This window comes from Mogibacterium neglectum (assembly GCF_030644205.1).
GTDB lineage: Bacteria > Bacillota > Clostridia > Peptostreptococcales > Anaerovoracaceae > Mogibacterium > Mogibacterium neglectum.
On the sequence record NZ_CP128647.1, the window covers coordinates 458,670 to 476,364 of the forward strand.

The 17,695-nt window shown below is 40.2% G+C and carries 15 protein-coding genes; 11 read left to right on the forward strand and 4 right to left on the reverse strand.

Features of this window, described 5'->3' with window-relative positions:
- Positions 1-221 precede the first annotated feature (221 nt).
- The 5 genes from rpsB (at position 222) to QU661_RS02100 (ending at position 6,905) form a co-directional block, all read left to right on the forward strand.
- A complete protein-coding gene (gene rpsB, locus QU661_RS02080) occupies positions 222-962 on the forward strand; it encodes a 30S ribosomal protein S2 (RefSeq protein ID WP_304990109.1) in 741 nt (246 codons plus the stop codon).
- 98 nt (positions 963-1,060) lie between these two features.
- Positions 1,061-1,972, forward strand: a complete 912-nt coding sequence (tsf, locus tag QU661_RS02085; protein WP_304990110.1) for a translation elongation factor Ts — start codon at positions 1,061-1,063, stop codon at positions 1,970-1,972.
- Positions 1,973-2,215: 243 nt separating this feature from the next.
- The gene (locus QU661_RS02090; RefSeq protein WP_304990111.1) at positions 2,216-3,664 is read left to right on the forward strand and encodes an aminoacyl-histidine dipeptidase; all 1,449 of its coding nucleotides are present in this window, start codon (positions 2,216-2,218) and stop codon (positions 3,662-3,664) included.
- Positions 3,665-3,843: 179 nt separating this feature from the next.
- Complete coding sequence (locus QU661_RS02095; protein WP_304990112.1) at positions 3,844-4,542, forward strand: ABC transporter ATP-binding protein; 699 nt, start codon at positions 3,844-3,846, stop codon at positions 4,540-4,542.
- Positions 4,543-4,550: 8 nt separating this feature from the next.
- A complete protein-coding gene (locus QU661_RS02100) occupies positions 4,551-6,905 on the forward strand; it encodes an ABC transporter permease (RefSeq protein ID WP_304990113.1) in 2,355 nt (784 codons plus the stop codon).
- A 169-nt stretch (positions 6,906-7,074) separates the two neighbouring features.
- Here the strand turns inward: QU661_RS02100 and QU661_RS02105 are convergent, their stop codons facing one another.
- A complete protein-coding gene (locus QU661_RS02105; RefSeq protein ID WP_304990114.1) occupies positions 7,075-7,557 on the reverse strand; it encodes a metallophosphoesterase in 483 nt (160 codons plus the stop codon).
- A 97-nt stretch (positions 7,558-7,654) separates the two neighbouring features.
- On the opposite strand from QU661_RS02105, the gene QU661_RS02110 reads away from it, so the two are divergent.
- The 5 genes from QU661_RS02110 (at position 7,655) to QU661_RS02130 (ending at position 13,331) form a co-directional block, all read left to right on the forward strand.
- On the forward strand, positions 7,655-8,419 hold the full coding sequence (locus tag QU661_RS02110; RefSeq protein WP_304990115.1) for an alpha/beta hydrolase: 765 nt from the start codon (positions 7,655-7,657) through the stop codon (positions 8,417-8,419).
- Between the two features lie 74 nt (positions 8,420-8,493).
- A complete protein-coding gene (locus QU661_RS02115) occupies positions 8,494-9,363 on the forward strand; it encodes a phosphoribosylaminoimidazolesuccinocarboxamide synthase (protein WP_304990116.1) in 870 nt (289 codons plus the stop codon).
- Positions 9,364-9,476: 113 nt separating this feature from the next.
- Complete coding sequence (locus QU661_RS02120) at positions 9,477-10,091, forward strand: manganese efflux pump MntP (RefSeq protein ID WP_304990117.1); 615 nt, start codon at positions 9,477-9,479, stop codon at positions 10,089-10,091.
- 64 nt (positions 10,092-10,155) lie between these two features.
- Complete coding sequence (locus QU661_RS02125) at positions 10,156-12,021, forward strand: Na/Pi cotransporter family protein (protein WP_304990118.1); 1,866 nt, start codon at positions 10,156-10,158, stop codon at positions 12,019-12,021.
- A gap of 8 nt (positions 12,022-12,029) precedes the next feature.
- Positions 12,030-13,331 carry a galactokinase gene (locus QU661_RS02130; RefSeq protein ID WP_304990119.1) on the forward strand — a complete coding sequence of 434 codons (1,302 nt, stop codon included), beginning with the start codon at positions 12,030-12,032 and terminating at the stop codon, positions 13,329-13,331.
- A gap of 50 nt (positions 13,332-13,381) precedes the next feature.
- On the opposite strand, the gene QU661_RS02135 is transcribed toward QU661_RS02130, so the two are convergent.
- The 3 genes from QU661_RS02135 to QU661_RS02145 form a co-directional block, all read right to left on the reverse strand.
- Complete coding sequence (locus tag QU661_RS02135; RefSeq protein WP_304990120.1) at positions 13,382-14,185, reverse strand: DUF975 family protein; 804 nt, start codon at positions 14,183-14,185, stop codon at positions 13,382-13,384.
- Between the two features lie 252 nt (positions 14,186-14,437).
- A complete protein-coding gene (locus QU661_RS02140) occupies positions 14,438-15,367 on the reverse strand; it encodes a DUF975 family protein (RefSeq protein WP_304990121.1) in 930 nt (309 codons plus the stop codon).
- Positions 15,368-15,565: 198 nt separating this feature from the next.
- Positions 15,566-16,876, reverse strand: coding sequence for a DUF1015 domain-containing protein (locus tag QU661_RS02145; protein ID WP_304990122.1), 1,311 nt, complete (start codon positions 16,874-16,876; stop codon positions 15,566-15,568).
- A gap of 317 nt (positions 16,877-17,193) precedes the next feature.
- Here QU661_RS02145 and QU661_RS02150 point away from each other — a divergent pair, with 317 nt between their 5' ends.
- Positions 17,194-17,691 carry a hypothetical protein gene (locus QU661_RS02150; RefSeq protein ID WP_304990123.1) on the forward strand — a complete coding sequence of 166 codons (498 nt, stop codon included), beginning with the start codon at positions 17,194-17,196 and terminating at the stop codon, positions 17,689-17,691.
- Positions 17,692-17,695: the final 4 nt, after the last annotated feature.

Consider the following 17,695-nt stretch of genomic DNA (forward strand, 5'->3'; position numbering starts at 1 on the left):
TTTTGTTTTGTCTAATATGACCTTTGAAGAGAAACTTATCTAAAACAGGAAAAAATGCATATATACTTGCATTAATAAGACTCGTGCCCTATAATATATAGGCATCTTTGTGTTCAAATACATGGGTGTAGTAAGTAATAATCACATCGTGAAGTTGCCGCGGTGCCTCTTGAAGGTTGAAGGCTAGTGTTCACGGTGGAAGTAACAACCGGAGGTTAATTATGTCAGTAGTATCAATGAAACAGCTTTTAGAAGCAGGTGTTCATTTTGGACACCAGACTAGAAGATGGAACCCTAAGATGGCTCCATACATATTCACAGAGAGAAACGGAATCTACATCATCGATCTTCAGCAGACCATTCAGAGAATCGACGATGCTTACGATTTTATCAGAAAGGTAGCAGCAGATGGTGAGCCAATCCTATTTGTAGGAACGAAGAAGCAAGCTCAGGCAGCTATTAAGGATGAGGCTCTACGTTCAGGAATGTACTTTGTTAACGAGAGATGGCTCGGTGGAATGCTCACAAACTACAAGACTATCAGCAAGAGAATTGCTAGACTATCTGAGATTCGTGAGATGGAAGCTGATGGCACTATCGATAAGTATGCTAAGAAGGAAGCTCTTAAGATCAGACAGGAAGCTGATAAGCTAGAGAAGTTCCTCGGCGGAATCAAGGACATGAAGGGCATGCCTGGTGCAATGTTTGTGGTAGATCCTAAGAAGGAAAAGATTGCTGTTAAGGAAGCAAGAACACTAGGAATCCCAGTTGTAGGTATCGTAGATACAAACTGTGATCCAGATGATGTTGATTACATCATCCCTGCTAATGATGATGCTATCAGAGCTGTAAAGCTAATCACTTCTGCAATGGCAGATGCTGTAATCGAGGCAAAGCAGGGAGAAAGCTTCGATGCTAGCGAGGTTTCATCTGAGGAAGCTGAGACTGAAGCAGAAGCATAAATAAAAAAGACTTTTTATAAACGCATAATATAACAAGTGAATGCCGTCCGGACCGAGAACTAACCCGGCTCGGACGGTTATTTAGTAAGGAGGACACAATGGCTGTAACAGCTGCACTAGTCAAGGAGCTTCGTGAACTTACAGGTTCCGGAATGATGGATTGCAAGAAAGCGCTAGTTGAGACAGATGGGGACATCGATAAGGCAGTAGACTGGCTTCGCGAGAAGGGAATCATGAAGGCACAGAAGAAGTCTGGCAGAATCGCTGCTGAAGGACTTGTAAGAATTGCTTTTGGTGAAGGCAACAAAGTTGCTGCAATCGCTGAGGTTAACTCTGAGACTGACTTCGTATCAAAGAACGAAGAGTTCGTTGAATTTGTTGAAGCAATTGCTGCTGAGGCACTTGTAAAGGGTAATCTAGATATGGATGTTTTCTTAGAAGAACCATTCCAGGGATCCACTGTTAAGGAAGTTCTGACAGCAAAGGTTGCTAAGATTGGAGAGAACCTTAACATCAGAAGATATACTAGAGTTGAGGAAGATGGCGTTGTTTACACTGGCTACATCCACGGCGGTGGCAGAATCGGTGTTGTTATCGGAATCAAAACTGATGCTACTCCTGCAGAGGTTGAAGCTTGCGGCAGAGACGTTGCTATGCAGGTTGCTTCTATGAACCCTAAGTTTGTAGATGAAGATGGTGTGGATCCTGATTACATCGAGAACGAAAAGAAGATTCTCACTGAGCAGGTTCTCAACGAGGGCAAGAAGCCTGAGATGGTTGAGAAGATTGTAGCTGGCAAGATTAAGAAAGAACTCAAAGAAGTTTGCCTTGTTGACCAGCCTTTCGTTAAGGACAGTGATCTAAGCGTAGGACAGTATGTAGAGAAGTGCGCTAAGGAAATCGGTAAGGATATGAAGGTTGTATCCATGGTAAGATTCGAAGTTGGCGAAGGAATCGAGAAGAAGGAAGACGACTTCGCAGCTGAGGTTGCTGCAGCAGTTCAGGGGTAACCCATACTTGTATCAAGCAGATAGAAAATATAGTTAAAGTCTCGATATTTGTGATATGTCGAGTGACGATACAGCGTAGCCATAGGCTGCGCTGTTTTCATATGCATGCTTTATAAAAAAGAGACAATAATCTATAAAAACACAATTGTAGACGAATTATATTGAACTTATACACATATATATTTATAATTATTTATGTATATAGTACATAAAACTATGATTATGACATTATGGAGGTTTTCAATGAGCGATGTAAGTAAGCTAGCACCACGGGAAGTGTTTAGATATTTCAAAGAAATCAGTGACGTTCCTCGTGCATCAGCGCACACAGAGAAGATTAGCGCATATCTTGTTAATTTTGCTAAGGAACATAATCTAGAATATTATCAGGATGAAGCTGGTAATGTAATCATCTGGAAGGAAGGAACACCTGGATATGAGAACTCTGACATGGTTATGATTCAGGGACACATGGATATCGTTGCAGAGAAGACTGAGGACAGCATTCATGATTTCCAGAACGATCCACTAGAGCTGATTGTTGATGGTGATATACTAACGGCTAACAAGACTACGCTTGGAGCTGATGACGGCGTTGCAATTGCTATGGGACTTGCTCTTCTAGATTCGACAGATATCCCTCATCCGCCACTAGAATTCATCGCTACTGTTGATGAAGAGATTGGTATGCTTGGTGCATATGCTCTGGACGGATCGAAGATTAGATCCCGTAAGGTCATCAACGTGGATTCTGAGGATGAAGGCGTAATCACCGTTGGGTGTGCAGGTGCAGTAGATATCTTTGCAAGCTTCCCAGCAGATAAGAAGATTGTGAAGGGTGTAAAATACAAGTATCTCGTTGAGGGACTACTCGGTGGTCACTCTGGACTAGACATCCATCAGGAGCGCGCTAATGCTGGTCAGATTGTAGCAAGATTATTCCTCGATGCTAGAGAGAAGGCTGAGCTAAACATCGTATCTATCAATGGTGGAAGAGCTACTAACGTAATCCTCGGAATGGTAGAGGGTGAAGTGATTGTTGCTAAACCGGATGTTAAGGCTTTTGAAGAGAGCATTGTAGCTTCTACTGAGGAGATTAAGGCTGAGTACCGCGCTTCTGACCCAGGAATCACTATATCTATAGAGGCTGTAGGTGAAGCATCAGAAGAGGCAATCGACACTGTATGCCAGGACAACTTCTTCAAATTCTTAATTGCTTGTCCAGTAGGAGTAGAGCACTATAGCGTAGAACTAAAGGGGTTAGTTGAGACATCTCATTCAATCGGGATTATCCAGCTCGAAGATGGCAGATTACTCACTAAGTCTATGTCACGTTCAAGTGTAAACTCACGTAATGTATTATTAGCAAGGAAGATAAGAATACTTGCAGAGGCTCTGGGAGCGAGAGTTGAGCTAGGAAGTTCATACGGCGCATGGGAATTCAACAACAAGTCAGATCTTCTCGATGTATGCATAGCTGCATATAAGGAGCAGTATGGTGAGGAGCCAGTGGTAAGCGCGATGCACGCTGGTATTGAGTGTGGAATCTGGGCTGAGAAGGTAGGCAAGGTAGATGCAGTATCAATTGGACCAGACATCTCAGACGTACACTCAGTAAATGAGAAAATCTCAATTCCTTCGACAGAGAGAACATGGAATTACCTAAAGCTAATCCTATCTCACTGCAAGTAAATTTTTGATGTTACGATGAATTCAAAAGGATATTGAATCGTTAAGTAAATAGTGATATCTTAATAAAGGCAGGAATAGTTGTATGATTATTCCTGTTTTTAAGCTAATTTAGTTAGACATATCTAACTAACTATATTTAATAATAATTACTAATAAATAAGGAAGGCAGAGGATAGAACATGTATCTTAAGATTGATAACATTAAGAAAAGCTATGGCGCGGGAGACAGCCGGGTCGATGTTCTAAAAGGGATAAATTGTGGAGTTAACAAAGGGGAAATATGTGTGCTTCTAGGGCCATCGGGATCTGGAAAGTCGACATTGCTCAACATACTTGGTGGTATCGATAAGGCAGATAGCGGATCCGTGACAATAGGGGATGATAAGATTGAAAAATTTAACGATAAACAGCTATCTCAATATAGGCGTAAACATCTCGGATATATATTCCAGTCGTATAACTTAATTCCTAACTTAACAGTGAGAGAAAATATTGAGGTAGGAGCATATCTCAGTGACAGACCCCTTCCAATAGATGAGTTAATCGAATTACTTGGACTTGAAGCACACAGGAACAAAAAACCGAACCAGCTCTCCGGTGGACAACAGCAGCGTACCTCCATAGGTAGAGCAATTGTCAAAAATCCAGATTTGTTACTTTGCGATGAACCGACTGGTGCACTTGATTACAATACATCTAAGGAAATACTTAAGCTTGTTGAAGATATTAATAATAGGTATTGTAGCACTATAGTGATAGTTACACACAATGTCGCAATCAGTCAGATGGCTCATCAGATTATAAATCTTCATGATGGCAGAATTAGGAGCGATGAGAAGAATGCTTGTAGACTAGCTGCAGAACTAATTGAATGGTAGGTTTGGCTATGAAGAATCCAATATATAAGAGAGTTTTTAGGGAACTTTGGGCTGAAAAGGCCAAGTATTTAGTGTTGTTTCTTTTTCTTGTATTCTCTATAGGTTTCACTAGTGGATATCTCGTTGCCGATGGCAGTATGATTCGTACTTATAATAAGAGCTTTAATAAGTACAATGTTGAGAATGGTCACTTTAACGTTACGATGAAACCTAATTCAGACTTTAATAAGATAATTGATAATCTTGAGCAACAACAAGGCATTACTGTGCAGGAGCAATTTTATAAAGAACAGGAAATTTCAGCGGGTAAGCACAAGGGTGATACATTTCGTATTTATAAAAATAGGAAGGCACTAAATAAGGTCTCCGTTTTATCTGGTCGTTTACCTAAACACGATGGTGAAATCGCCATTGATCGTCTGTATGCTGAGAATAACAAGATTAAAATTGGCGATGAGATTTACGTAAATGGATATAAATTCAAGGTTTCAGGCTTTAGTGCATTTTCTGATTATAGCGCGATGTTTAGGAATAATGCGGATATGATGTTTGATGCACAAAACTTCTCGGTTGTACTTGTAACAGACAAGGCTTGGGATAAACTGGGAGATAATGGAATCGTATATTCTTATGCGTGGCGAAATAACAATCAGAAGCTATCTGAAAAAGTTCAAAAGGATAAAGCTGTAGATGTAAAAAATGGGCTTATAGAAAAACACGTGATGCTGAGTGATATAATCGCTAGACCTGATAATAATGCGATTATGTTTACTGGAAATGATTTTGGACATGATATGGCAGGTATGCAAATTATGCTTTATATAATCATGGCTGTCATTGCGTTTATCTTTGCCATCAGCGCTAGAAATGGTATTGAGAAGGAATCAAAAACGGTAGGGACTCTACGTGCTACTGGGTACACGCGGAGAGAACTTTTGTCATATTACTTGATGCTACCGATGATTGTTTCTATTGTGGCGGCAGTTATTGGAAATGCTCTTGGATATTCATACCTCAAAGGAGTTGTTGCAAAGGCATATTACCACAGTTATTCGCTTCCAATGTATACGACGCATTGGAATAGCGAGGCGTTTATCAAGACAACACTGGTTCCAATAGTAATAGTGCTAATCGTTAATATCGTTGTTTTGACAGTAGCACTCAACACGGAACCACTGCAACTTCTGCGTGGTGAAGTTAAGAGTAATGCGAGTACTAGGAATCCAATCAGATTACCAAATTGGAGATTCATATCGAGATTCAGAACCAGAATTATTCTTCATAACATTGGAGCATACATAACACTTGCGATAGGAATATTGATGGCGAGTATACTCATGATGTTCGGTACCATGCTAGGACCAATGTTGAGTCACTTCAAGACCGACATCCTGAAAAGCCAGATTGCTACATATCAGTATGTACTCAAATCCCCTTATGATGTTAAGTACAGGAATGCGGAAAAGTACACATATTCTAAACTCCAAAATGAGAGAAACGAGGAGGTGTCGATATTTGGGATCGAAGAGAACTCTAGGTACTTTAAAGGTAAACTTATTAATTTTGATACAAATACAAAGGTCGATGGCAAATCTAGCAATTCAGTTGAATCAGGGGATGCCGGAGCAAAATACGACAATGGGAGGAGAGAGATAGAAGTTCTCGCTTCAAGCGGCTATATGAAGAAGTATCGTTTAAGTGATGGAGCGAAGATTAAGCTGCACGCAAAGTTTGGAGATGAAAAATATACATTTGTATTGAAAAGAACTTACAAGTATCCTTCGTCACTAGCGCTCTTTATGCCTATTAATACATATAACGAAATATTTGGAAAACCCTCGGGGAATTATACGGGCTATTTCTCTGATAAGAGGCTGAGTGAGATTAATAAGAATTACATTGCAACGATTATTACGAAACAAGACTTGACACTTACTGCAAACCAGCTTGAGTCATCTATGGGAGATATCTTTAAGATGTTCAGTGCATTTGCCTGCACATTATATATACTGTTCCTATATTTGCTAGCAAAATCAGCAATCGAGAAGAGCGAAAATTCAATTTCTCTAATCAAGATATTAGGCTACTCGAACAGAGAAATAGGGCAACTTTACAATCGCGCGACTGGAACGGTGGCGATTTCGTCACTAGTAATTTCAGTATTTCTTGGTGAGCGAATCATAAGAGAACTGTTTTACTACATGATGCTCAATTATAGTGGATGCCTAGAATACTACATCGCACCAAAAGTATACATTGAACTTCTTGCTCTTGGTATAGCTGGATACTTATTAATATCAAAGGTGCTTCTTCGCCAGATTAAGAAGATTCCTATGGCTGTTGCGCTTAAGCAAGCTGAGTAAAAATGTCGCTGGTTACTGCAAATAGTAAAACTAATTTGTGCACAAGAAAAGCAGCTATATCAATTGAAATTTCAACTGATATAGCTGTCTTCCTTTTATTATAGTTAGCATTATATAGTAAGATGTATTAGAAATTTCAGTGCTACATATACATAAAAAGCTTGCCAATTTAATACTCTATTATAGTTGCTGCTAGTTTTTGATCTTCAGATATGATAAGCGCACAAGAACTCTTACTTCCGCCTCTAGGGTTGGTGAGGCTGCCAGGATTGATAAACCTTATACTAGAAGAGACTTCATTTACAGGAACATGCGTATGACCAAAGCATACAGCTACACATTTATACTGCATAGCGAGATACTTTAGATTCATGAGAGAAAATTTTACATTTTCCATATGGCCATGGGTAATCATAATTTTGCCAGCAGGGGTATCAATAATCTCAAAATTTTCTTTGTTACAGCCATCGCAGTTGCCAGGTGCACAGCTAACAGGGGTGCCAGTTTGAGCTTCCAGTTCATGGGCATCCTTGATAAAGTCACCGCAGTGAATAATGCGATCTATTTTGCAAATCGAAGTCGATATACGTTTGTACATCTCCAGTGCGCGGCCCAGCTCACCGTGTGTATCACTTAAAACTAAAATATTCATATTGATATTGTAACACACTAGATATAGCTCATATGCTTGTTTTGAATGACATCAAGAATTAAAATATATATGAATAAAAATTGAGTGGAGGAATATCGTGATTACACGCGGCGTTACGATTAGAGAGGGATCGCTTGCAATACACGGAAGATGGTATATGGATGGGCGCGAGGAGAAGCAGCCAACCATTATTATTTGCCATGAGTTTGGAACAAACATGAGGTTTACAAGCAGGTATGCCCAGATGCTGTGCAAGCAAGGGTATGCCGTATTTATATTTGATTTCTGCGGTTCTGAAAGTGGGACTAGCAGAGGTAGGAAGTCAACGGAAATGAGTGTAACAACAGAGGTGATTGACCTCCTTGTGGTACTGGATTATGTGCAAGACCGTTCATTTGTAAATAAGAATGCTGTATTTCTCATGGGCTGCTCGCAAGGCGGACTCGTTGCTTCGCTTGCTGCTGAAAAGCGAAAGAATGAAGTTAAGAAGCTCGTGCTTTATTACCCAGCATTGTCTATTCCTGACGATGCACGCAAAGGCTCCATGCTAGGGGCGGAATTTAACGGGGAGGAAATTCCCGATAGCTTTAAAGTTATGAACGATATGTTTAGGGTTGGCAAAAGGTACGTTGCCGATGCTATCGTGCTCAGCGAGTGGCGCGAGATGATGCGGTATAAGAATCCTGTTCTGATTGTACATGGCACGGATGATGAACTGGTGGATATCGATTATGCACGTAAGGCTGCAAAAATATTTCCAAATGCCAAACTCGTAGAAATCCAAGGCGGAAAACATCTATTCCCGTCTCTAGAGGAAAGAAAAATTGCTGTTGCCGAGACGATAAGATTTCTTTGGGAGTAGCGAGATACATCAAATGGTGATACAATCTATAGATACAGATTTTTAAGCTGTTTAGTATGCTAGGAGGAAGCGAAATGCAAGAGTTTAAACCTTTTAAGGCTGGTAAGGTAAGAGAGATTTATGATAATGGTGACAATCTAATCATGGTTGCTACAGATAGAATTTCAGCATTTGATCACATTCTTAAAAATAACATCGTTGACAAAGGTGCAATTCTCACACAGATTTCGAAGTTTTGGTTTGATTTATCGAGTGACCTTGTGCCAAATCATTTGATTTCAATTGATAACGATGATATGCCAGAGTTTTTCAGGAGTGAGAGATTTGCTCGTCGCTGCACTATGTGCCGTAAACTAGATATGCTACCTTTAGAGTGCATCGTTAGAGGATACATCACAGGTAGTGGATGGATGAGCTATCAGAAGACTGGTGAGATTTGTGGAATAAAGCTACCAGAAGGCCTTAGAGAGTCTGAAAAGCTTCCTGAAGCTATATATACACCAAGTACAAAGGCAGAAATTGGTGATCATGATGAGAATATCTCATACGAAAAGAGCGTTGCAATTTTAGAGAAAGCATATCCTGGAAGAGGTGAAGAACTAGCTCAGAAGGTAAAGGAACTAACGCTTGCCGTATACAAGAAGTGTGCAGATTATGCGCTTGAAAGAGGTATTATAATCGCTGATACAAAGTTTGAATTTGGACTCGACGAAGATGGTAATGTTGTACTTGCTGATGAGATTTTGACACCTGATAGTTCTAGATTTTGGCCGGTAGAAGGATATGAAGTAGGGAAGTCACAGTCATCTTACGATAAACAGTTTGTAAGGGATTGGCTAAAGGCAAATCCAAATAGTGACTACAAGCTTCCTGATGAAGTAATTGCGAAGACAATCGAGAAGTATAAGGAAGCATATAAGCTTTTGATAGGTAAGGACTTCTAGGCTGTTGTAATATGATTTTTAATGAGAGCCGTGAATGCGGCTCTCATATTATGTAGGATGATTATGAACTTGATTTTTTTATTGCTAGCATACTTCTGGGGGTTGGTTTAGCGATGGATGCATTTGTCATATCCATCGCTAACGGCATGAGTAGACCATATGCTAAGTACAGATATGTAATTAAAATTACATTGGTATATGCATTATTCCAGTTTGCAATGCCAATGATTGGATGGATTATGGTGCACGAAGCTGCAAAGGCATTTGTAGCTTTTAATAAACTCGTTCCCTGGATCGCTTTAGTATTGTTAGCTTTTCTTGGCGTATGCACGATAATCAAAGGAGTGAAAAGTGGTAAAATAAAGGCGGAAGTCTGTAGTGAGAGCGATGCGATGAAGACCTGTTATGCAGAAGTCTGTAATAGAGGTGATTTTTCAGAAATAAGTGGAAATAATCCAGCAAAACTTACAGGTATGACTCTTTTTATGCAGGGCATTGCTACATCTATTGATGCTTTATCTACAGGATTCACTATTTCAGACTATGACATAGAAGCAGCTTTCGTCTGTTCGACCATCATTGCAGTAGTCACGTGGATCATGTGCTTTATCGGAATGCATATAGGTGCAAAGGTCGGTGAATTATTTTCTGCTCATGCCATGATCGCTGGTGGTGTAATTCTTGTAATTATTGGCATAGAAGTGTTTACAAAAGACGTACTACTGTAATAGAATTACACTGTATGGGTATTATATTCTTAAGACGAAATATTTAATGTAAGGAGATATCAGATTGGAGATTTTCTTTAAAATCGTGAGTCTGCTCGGCGGACTAGCAATGTTCCTATACGGAATGCGCATCATGGGTGACGGTCTTAAGTCGACATCTGGAGGCGCGATGAAGGCGGCTCTTGCAAGAGTTACGGACAAGCCGTTTAAAGGGTTTTTACTCGGGCTTATCGTAACGTGTATGATTCAGAGCTCGACAGCGGCTATCGTGCTCACTGTGGGCCTTGTCGGGGCGGGATTCTTGACGTTTAGGCAGTCGATTGGAATCGTACTAGGTGCCAATGTAGGGACTACGATTACAGCACAGATTATTAGATTGATGGACGTAAAAGCTGGGTCAACTAGCTTTTTGTCTTTCTTTAAATCCGATAACTTAGCTCCTATGGCACTTGTTATCGGTATAATTCTAATCATGTTTGTAAGCTCGAGAGCAGCGAACACCGTGGGGACCATCCTAATGGGATTCGGAACACTGTTCGTAGGGCTGATGAATATGAGCGCAGCGGTTTCCCATATGGGTGATTCACTCAGCAAACTGCTAGTTTCTTTTGAAGGGAACCCAGTACTTGGGTTTTTCTCTGGTGTATTCGTTACAGGAATCATTCAGAGTTCATCGGCTGTAGTCGGAATACTTCAGTCGATTGCAAGTACTATAGGAATTAAATTCTGCGGAGTTTTTGCAGTAATCATCGGTATAGACATCGGTGACTGCTTGACGACATATCTTGTTTGTCGAATAGGTGCAAAGCCAGAGCAGATAAGGACTGCACTGGTTCATATATTGTATAATTTTACGGCATCTATACTTCTATTTATAGCGGTAGGCGTGCTTAGAGGCACAGGTGTTATCGATGATCATATTTGGTATATGACGTTACGAGCAGGTGGAGTTGCTAATGTTCATGGTCTGTTTAAACTGGTACCAGCACTCCTGTTACTTCCTTGTGCTGGAATTATTGCAAAGGTTGCAGAAAGGCTCGTACCAAATCAGCCAGAGGATCCAGAGGATACGATGATTAAGGAGAGCATAAAGCAGCTTGACCTAAGGCTCATAAACAATCCTCGTATTGCCCTCGGAGAGACACATTCAATGACTAGCAATATGTTTGAGGTTGCGCTCCATAATTATACAGCTTGTATACAGCAAATGTACGAGTATGATCCAAAGCGCAACGAACGTATGAATCAGCGAGAAGATATGATCGATAAGATGACAGACGTGGCTGACAAGTATGTAGTCGAAATTTCACCGCATATCACATTGGATTACGATGATAGATTCCAGAGTTTCCTGATGAAAGGACTAGTGAGCATTGAGAGAATTGGTGATTTGGCAATTAACATCATGGACGCTATTAAGAATATGAGGGAAGATGACGTTGAATTCTCAAGAGCTGCGATGGCTGAACTAAGGGTACTTCTGACGGCTGTAAACGATATACTTGAACTGACGGCTGATGCGTACAAAGAAAGCAGCTACGAAAAGGCTCAGAGGATTGAGCCTCTTGAGGAAGCTATCGACGAGCTTGTTGATGAAGTTCGACGTAGACATATGTGGAGAATGAAACACAATCTGTGTGATGTAGTTAAGGGCATAAGTTTCCAGAATATCTTACAAAACCTAGAGCGTATCTCCGATCAGTGCTCCGACCTTGGGGTTAATATACTTGGTATCGAAGATGATAATATCTATGGAAATGAGCACCAGTACTTGCGTGACATTCATCACTCTGACAATGATCTATATAATCAACTATTTGCAAAATTTAAGGCTAAGTACATGGGCGTGCTCGATTCGATGTCAGCTGACTCAACAGAGCATGATGATTCAGATGTAGAGAGGCAGCTTCAAATCGACGTTGTAAATTAAAAGAGTGTATGAAAACAACAAATAAACTGATTTTTGAATTAAAGGATGGAGTGTATGATTCGCTTCTCGAAGATGTAGTAAGCTATGATGATATTTTAAGGCTCAGAGAGAGACTGTGTGATGCTCTCAGTGGATTCGAGAAGGATTTCGGACAGATGGAGGTTTCTGTATACAGCGCTCCGTATACGATTCCGCTATTCGGAGACTTCACAGAAGCACAGAACGGCGCGGTGCTTAGTGCGGCCATAAATAGCGAACTTGTAGTTGTGATATGCGAATCCGAGGACAAGATGGTTCACATGCATTCTGAGGCGGAAGGCATACTCGAGTTGGATCCTTGGGGACTCAGAAGGAATGAGAATGAAGTACGTAGCCTGAAAGGTCTGGTGAGAGGAATCCTCGCAGAACTGAAACTGAGGGGGTATAAGATAGGTGGATTTAATGCCTATGTTCTAGGGAATGCGCCTTTTGATATTGATGAGATATATGTACCAACATTTGAGATTTTGGTGACGAGAGCGATATTTGAGCTATTTAATCAGGGTGAACTTAACAAATATGAGTTAGCTGAGATAGGGCAATGTGCATCGAACTCACACTACGACGTACCTAGTGGAACTGCGAGGCAACTCGCTGCATGTATGGGTGGCTTTAGCTTTGCGGATTTTAAAAAACCAGGTACTCCTATCTCCAGTAAAGTGATTGGTGAAGTGCTTCCGAGAGATTACAGATTGGTGCTCACTAAGCTTTATCCGAAGGCGATTCTCAATGAGAGAACAGATATCGTGGCTCTTGGGGATATCGTTCATGAGCTCAGACAGGTTTCTGGAATCATCGGAGCTAGAGTGCTTAGAGAAGTCACTAACGACGTGCTATTAGAACATGCGGAGGAGATAAGAGATGAACTCGGTGATAGGGCGCTTCTCAGAGCATTCTGCTATATGGGAGAAATCATCAGGACGCTAGAGGCTAGCAGCTATATAATCACTGATGATATCGAAAGGTTCATAAACGCGTTTAAGTCGGCAAGTGACTCTAGATTCAAATACATTCAGTCTTATGGAGTTGCAGGTGCTCCGACATTCGAAGAGCTTGCGATTGCAATATCTGTTAGCGATGAGCTGCTATATGATAGTGGTGCTACAGCCATCTTAGGTGATGGTAGACAGGGTATATCTGTTGCTATTGCAGTAGCAGGAAGGGTAGATTCGTATATTAAATCCATGCAGAAGATATTCAGCGACGATAGTGGAACTATAATATCTGAAATATATGAGTTTAGCAAGAATAGGCAGTTTAGGTTAGTTTAGCGACAGACATAAATATATATATAAATAAAAGAGCTCCAAGTAGATTGTATCTACCTTGGAGCTCTTCTGTTATAGCAGCCTTGATTCATAACAGGATAGATAACTGGTCTCTTGCCAAATTTAATATTGCTGCCGAGTTTTCCGGAAATTATTCTATATACTTCAGTATCGCAAGACAGTTTGTACGGAGTATAATAATAAATCCCAACCAATCCAAATGTAAATAGGCTACCAATATACCAACCTATGAACGACAAGTCATAGTTAAACATTTTTTCTTTATTACCATGCATCATATCTTCTGAAAGTCTTAGAGCTGCATGAGTGTCAATATCTGGGTTTTCAGCTAGAATATAAGGTACCATTCTGTATTTATATGCCTTAACGATTCCTGGGATGATGAATAAAATTGACCAACTAAGAATCCGAATGTTCCTTGCGAACATAGTCTTAACAATATTAAAGTAGCTACTCTTAAATCCATCTATAATGTGCAGTCCATAATGGTCATCTGCTGCATTATTCAGAAAAAAGGATCTAACGCTGATATTTAGCGGATTAATGAAGAATATTTTTACCGCTACCAATAGAAGCAGTACTAATATCATTGCGATAATTGGAAGTGAAGTAAGACGCGTGTAGAATGGGTCTTGTGCGAAGGAGTAGTCAAGAAGACCATTTCTGCCAAAATCAGTAGTAACCATCTCAAAGCGATGGGCTAATGAAAGTAAACCTCCAGCAACGAACATCCTGTAGATTATTCCGACCATTACCTTGTTCCAATAACTTGGATTATGCTTAAACTTTATTTTGTATTTGAGCGCTAATGTATCTATGTACGTAATTTGTTCCATAAGTTAAGTACCCTTCTTTAATTGATGATTCACTATAGAATATAGTTTAATGCTGGCAATGTCAATTATGTTCTCATAAATATTGATAACACAAAATATCCATTAAACTAGAAATGCAAAAAAACAAATTGTTACAGAAAAAAACCATCCACGCGTCGAACGCGTGGTTTTACTTATACAAAAAGACCTCCGTCTATAGATACGGAGGTCTTGTAATGTGCTTGTTTAAAAGCCCTGCACTACACCTAAGCGTTATTCGCCAGGTTTATATTCGATAGTATCCTCTTCAGATACAACACCATCGGACTTTGTTTCACTAGAATGTGATGAATGTGATGGGGAACTGCTTGAAGCCTGATCTCTTGTGGCTGCCGAATCATTTCTGCCAAATCCAGGTGCGTAGTATGACGGCTCTTCGTAGCCCGAAGGGCCTGTGCCAGTTCCCTCAACTCCAAAGCTGTAGTCTTCCCCACTCTTTCCTGCTAGCAGTCTGTATAGCTCTGCGTCGCACGCAAGCTTGTATGGCTGAACCCAGAAGATTGAAAGTATTCCACAAGTGAATATGCTCAAGATATACCATCCAATAAAGGAAAGATCATATATAAATGTTTCCCACTTGTTGCCACGCATAAGTTGCTCAGAACGCATTAAAGCTTCGTTGGTATCGATATCAGGGTTCTCAGCGAGTATATATGGGACAAGTCTATAAGAATATGACTTGATTATTCCTGGGATTATAAATAATAATGTCCACAGCAGTATCCATAGATTCATAAAGAACATGGTCTTGACAACATTAAGATAGTTGTATTTAAAACCGTCGCCTAGATGGAAACCTTCTGCTTCTCCAGATGAGTTCCGAAGGAAGAATGTCTGAATGCCGACATTAATTGGGTTAACAACAAATATAGCAAAAGCAAATCCAACTGCAATAGCTATCAATATCACACCTATCGCAAGACCAGCAATCCACTGCAAAGATGGGTCGTCAGCGAGCGAGTAGCTAGCATTGTAAGAAAAACTTCTGTTTGTCGTTGTAGTTGTGGTGTTGTAACTGCGTGAAGCAACGGTTGCACCGCCATTAAGTAGAAAATACACAAATGCTACTAGCACCGCATGCCAGTAATTAGCACGGAATCTAAATCTCCCTCTGTATTTTAATTTGTCTCTGTTGATATACATATTAATCTCCTCTTGTCTCAAAATCTTTAATAATTAAATGGTTTTATATAGGATAAAATGCAATGTCAATAATGTCAAATTATAACTATGACTTTAAGAAAATATTAAAAGTGGAGCTGTGACAGTGATCGATGTCCGAACAGTATCACAGCTCGCAAAAGTTATATAATTAAGAATATTTTACATATTTATTATCTTTTATTTGCCGATATATCTGCTTTCGATATAGTAACGTTTCTCGTTAGCTTCTCCCATCGAGAAAGTCTTTCTAGGAAGAGCACCATCCGCTGCAACTGCTGGGAAGAGCATGAACTTATCCATTGCTGGAAGTGCAAAACCTGCATTGCCAGCTTCGGCAGATAGGGACTCCAGAGCCTTTGTTCCGTGGATGTAGTCAATATCTACGGAATTTCTCTCCTTAACCATTACGTCCAAAGCGTTCTGAAGTACCCCTACCTCTAGCTGAGCAGAAGGTCCTTTAACGATGATAGTTCCTCTTTGTTCACCAGCTAGGCAAGGGATTGCAAAGCCACCATCTGGAGCAGCAGTACCATCTGGAGCGATGTAAGCCTTCTCGTTCTGCTCGTCTAGTAGAGCTACAGCTTCATTTACGAGCTCTTCACCAGTCTGACCGTTCTTAGCGAAGATTACACGATGAATTGGCTCAAATACGATGCCTTCATCGTGGATGTTCTCGATTTCGCAGAGAGCATATCTAGCAGGGTGAGTAGCAGCTTCCTCTGGTGAAAGATTCTTCTTGATGTTTTCCCAGTTTGTCTTAGCTGTAGCCAGTGAGTGATTTCCGTCTCCCATCGCTTGGAAGATGACATTGCCTTCACCATATTTTTCTACAGCCTTATCAAACAAGTCAGACAGAGCACCCTTTGCTCCTTCAAGATCCTTCTCCTCGATGAAGCATCCTGTGATATGTCCTCCTTCGAGCATTAGGTCTGTATCGTAAACTTGCTTCATAGGAGCATTTACCAATGGCTCAATTACACTCTTTTCAGGATCGTCGATGAGAATCAAGATGTGTGGTAGCTCGATAGGTGCACCTTCTCTAATCCTCAGTCTTGGTGGGATCCTCTCCACAACAGTTCCTTCAGTTGCTCTTGTAAGAGATTTAGAACCCTTGTTGAAATCATATGCTTCAAGGTCCGTAGCTATTACAAGTCCAAGACGAGTGCGCCCTTCAGCAGTTCTCTTTACGAGCATGCATCCTGGTGTAAGAGTTTCAAGTGTTCCGTCAGCCATGTACTTATCCATTGTCTGACGAATAGCCTTGATTCTTTCGGCTTCACCTTCCTTATCTAGGAAAATTTCAGGTAGCATGAGACGCAGTGTAGATGGTGCATCTCCAACAATTTCTTCTACCTGATCCCAGTACGTCGGTTCTGAAGTGTATTGGTCACATGCAACTACAGCCCACTTGCTGTAATCAGTGCCAGCCTTAGGTACCATTATTTCAGGGATGTGAAAACCGAACTTATCCCAATTGTACTTTGCCATTGCTTTAATACCTCCTATGGTCATTCAAATCAAATTTTCTTGATAATTCTATTATTTATTATCAGCAGACAAATTGCAATAAATCAATTATATTTATGTTCAAAAACAAATATTTCTTTTAAATCTAGTAAAATTAACACAGGTTATTCGATAGTATTTATTATTGATATTTGTTATAATTAAGCAGGGCTTTAAGAGATTATTAATATAGGGGAGATTTCAATCTATTAAGTCAACGTAGCGCATCACTATGAGCGGAGAGATTGTATTTGTTTCCGTTTTGTATGTGTATGAGCTTTTTTATTGGGATTATGTAAATGGATGAATTCAATATTTTAGATAATGATAACGCGCAGTTAAAGACGAAGTATATTATAGCAGCCACTATGCTGGTGGTAGGAATCCTAATGCTAGTTTCGATTAAGACGAATGTATCATATGTTTTTATAGCTACAGGAATAATGCTTGTATATGCAACAGCTGCTAAGGAACGTGACCGAATCAAGGAGTTAAGCAAGATTAGCGATATGAATGCCTTTCAGGATGAGATAGAAAGGGCTGATAAGTTCCGAGGGATGGGGCTGATGCTTACGGATAATTATGCCATAGTTGTAAGACCGTCGCTCAATGTATATGCATTTGGCGATATGGCTAAGTTTGAGGTAGGAATTGCCGAAGGCAAGGAAAAGGCACTGTTTCTAACTGATAGAGTTGGAACTAGACACAAAATTGCTAGGACCGTAACTGGTGATGGTAACCAGACAGACTTTGATGATGCTTATAGAATAGTAAAAAACAAATTTGCCAGATTATGAAAGG

Excerpts from the sequence above, each read along its gene's own strand:
- rpsB (WP_304990109.1), top strand. The coding sequence starts at position 222 with ATGTCAGTAGTATCAATGAAACAGCTTTTAGAAGCAGGTGTTCATTTT.
- tsf (WP_304990110.1), top strand. The coding sequence starts at position 1,061 with ATGGCTGTAACAGCTGCACTAGTCAAGGAGCTTCGTGAACTTACAGGT.
- QU661_RS02090 (WP_304990111.1), top strand. The coding sequence starts at position 2,216 with ATGAGCGATGTAAGTAAGCTAGCACCACGGGAAGTGTTTAGATATTTC.
- QU661_RS02095 (WP_304990112.1), top strand. The coding sequence starts at position 3,844 with ATGTATCTTAAGATTGATAACATTAAGAAAAGCTATGGCGCGGGAGAC.
- QU661_RS02100 (WP_304990113.1), top strand. The coding sequence starts at position 4,551 with ATGAAGAATCCAATATATAAGAGAGTTTTTAGGGAACTTTGGGCTGAA.
- QU661_RS02105 (WP_304990114.1), bottom strand. The coding sequence starts at position 7,557 with ATGAATATTTTAGTTTTAAGTGATACACACGGTGAGCTGGGCCGCGCA.
- QU661_RS02115 (WP_304990116.1), top strand. The coding sequence starts at position 8,494 with ATGCAAGAGTTTAAACCTTTTAAGGCTGGTAAGGTAAGAGAGATTTAT.
- QU661_RS02120 (WP_304990117.1), top strand. The coding sequence starts at position 9,477 with ATGGATGCATTTGTCATATCCATCGCTAACGGCATGAGTAGACCATAT.
- QU661_RS02130 (WP_304990119.1), top strand. The coding sequence starts at position 12,030 with ATGAAAACAACAAATAAACTGATTTTTGAATTAAAGGATGGAGTGTAT.
- QU661_RS02135 (WP_304990120.1), bottom strand. The coding sequence starts at position 14,185 with ATGGAACAAATTACGTACATAGATACATTAGCGCTCAAATACAAAATA.
- QU661_RS02140 (WP_304990121.1), bottom strand. The coding sequence starts at position 15,367 with ATGTATATCAACAGAGACAAATTAAAATACAGAGGGAGATTTAGATTC.
- QU661_RS02145 (WP_304990122.1), bottom strand. The coding sequence starts at position 16,876 with ATGGCAAAGTACAATTGGGATAAGTTCGGTTTTCACATCCCTGAAATA.
- QU661_RS02150 (WP_304990123.1), top strand. The coding sequence starts at position 17,194 with ATGGATGAATTCAATATTTTAGATAATGATAACGCGCAGTTAAAGACG.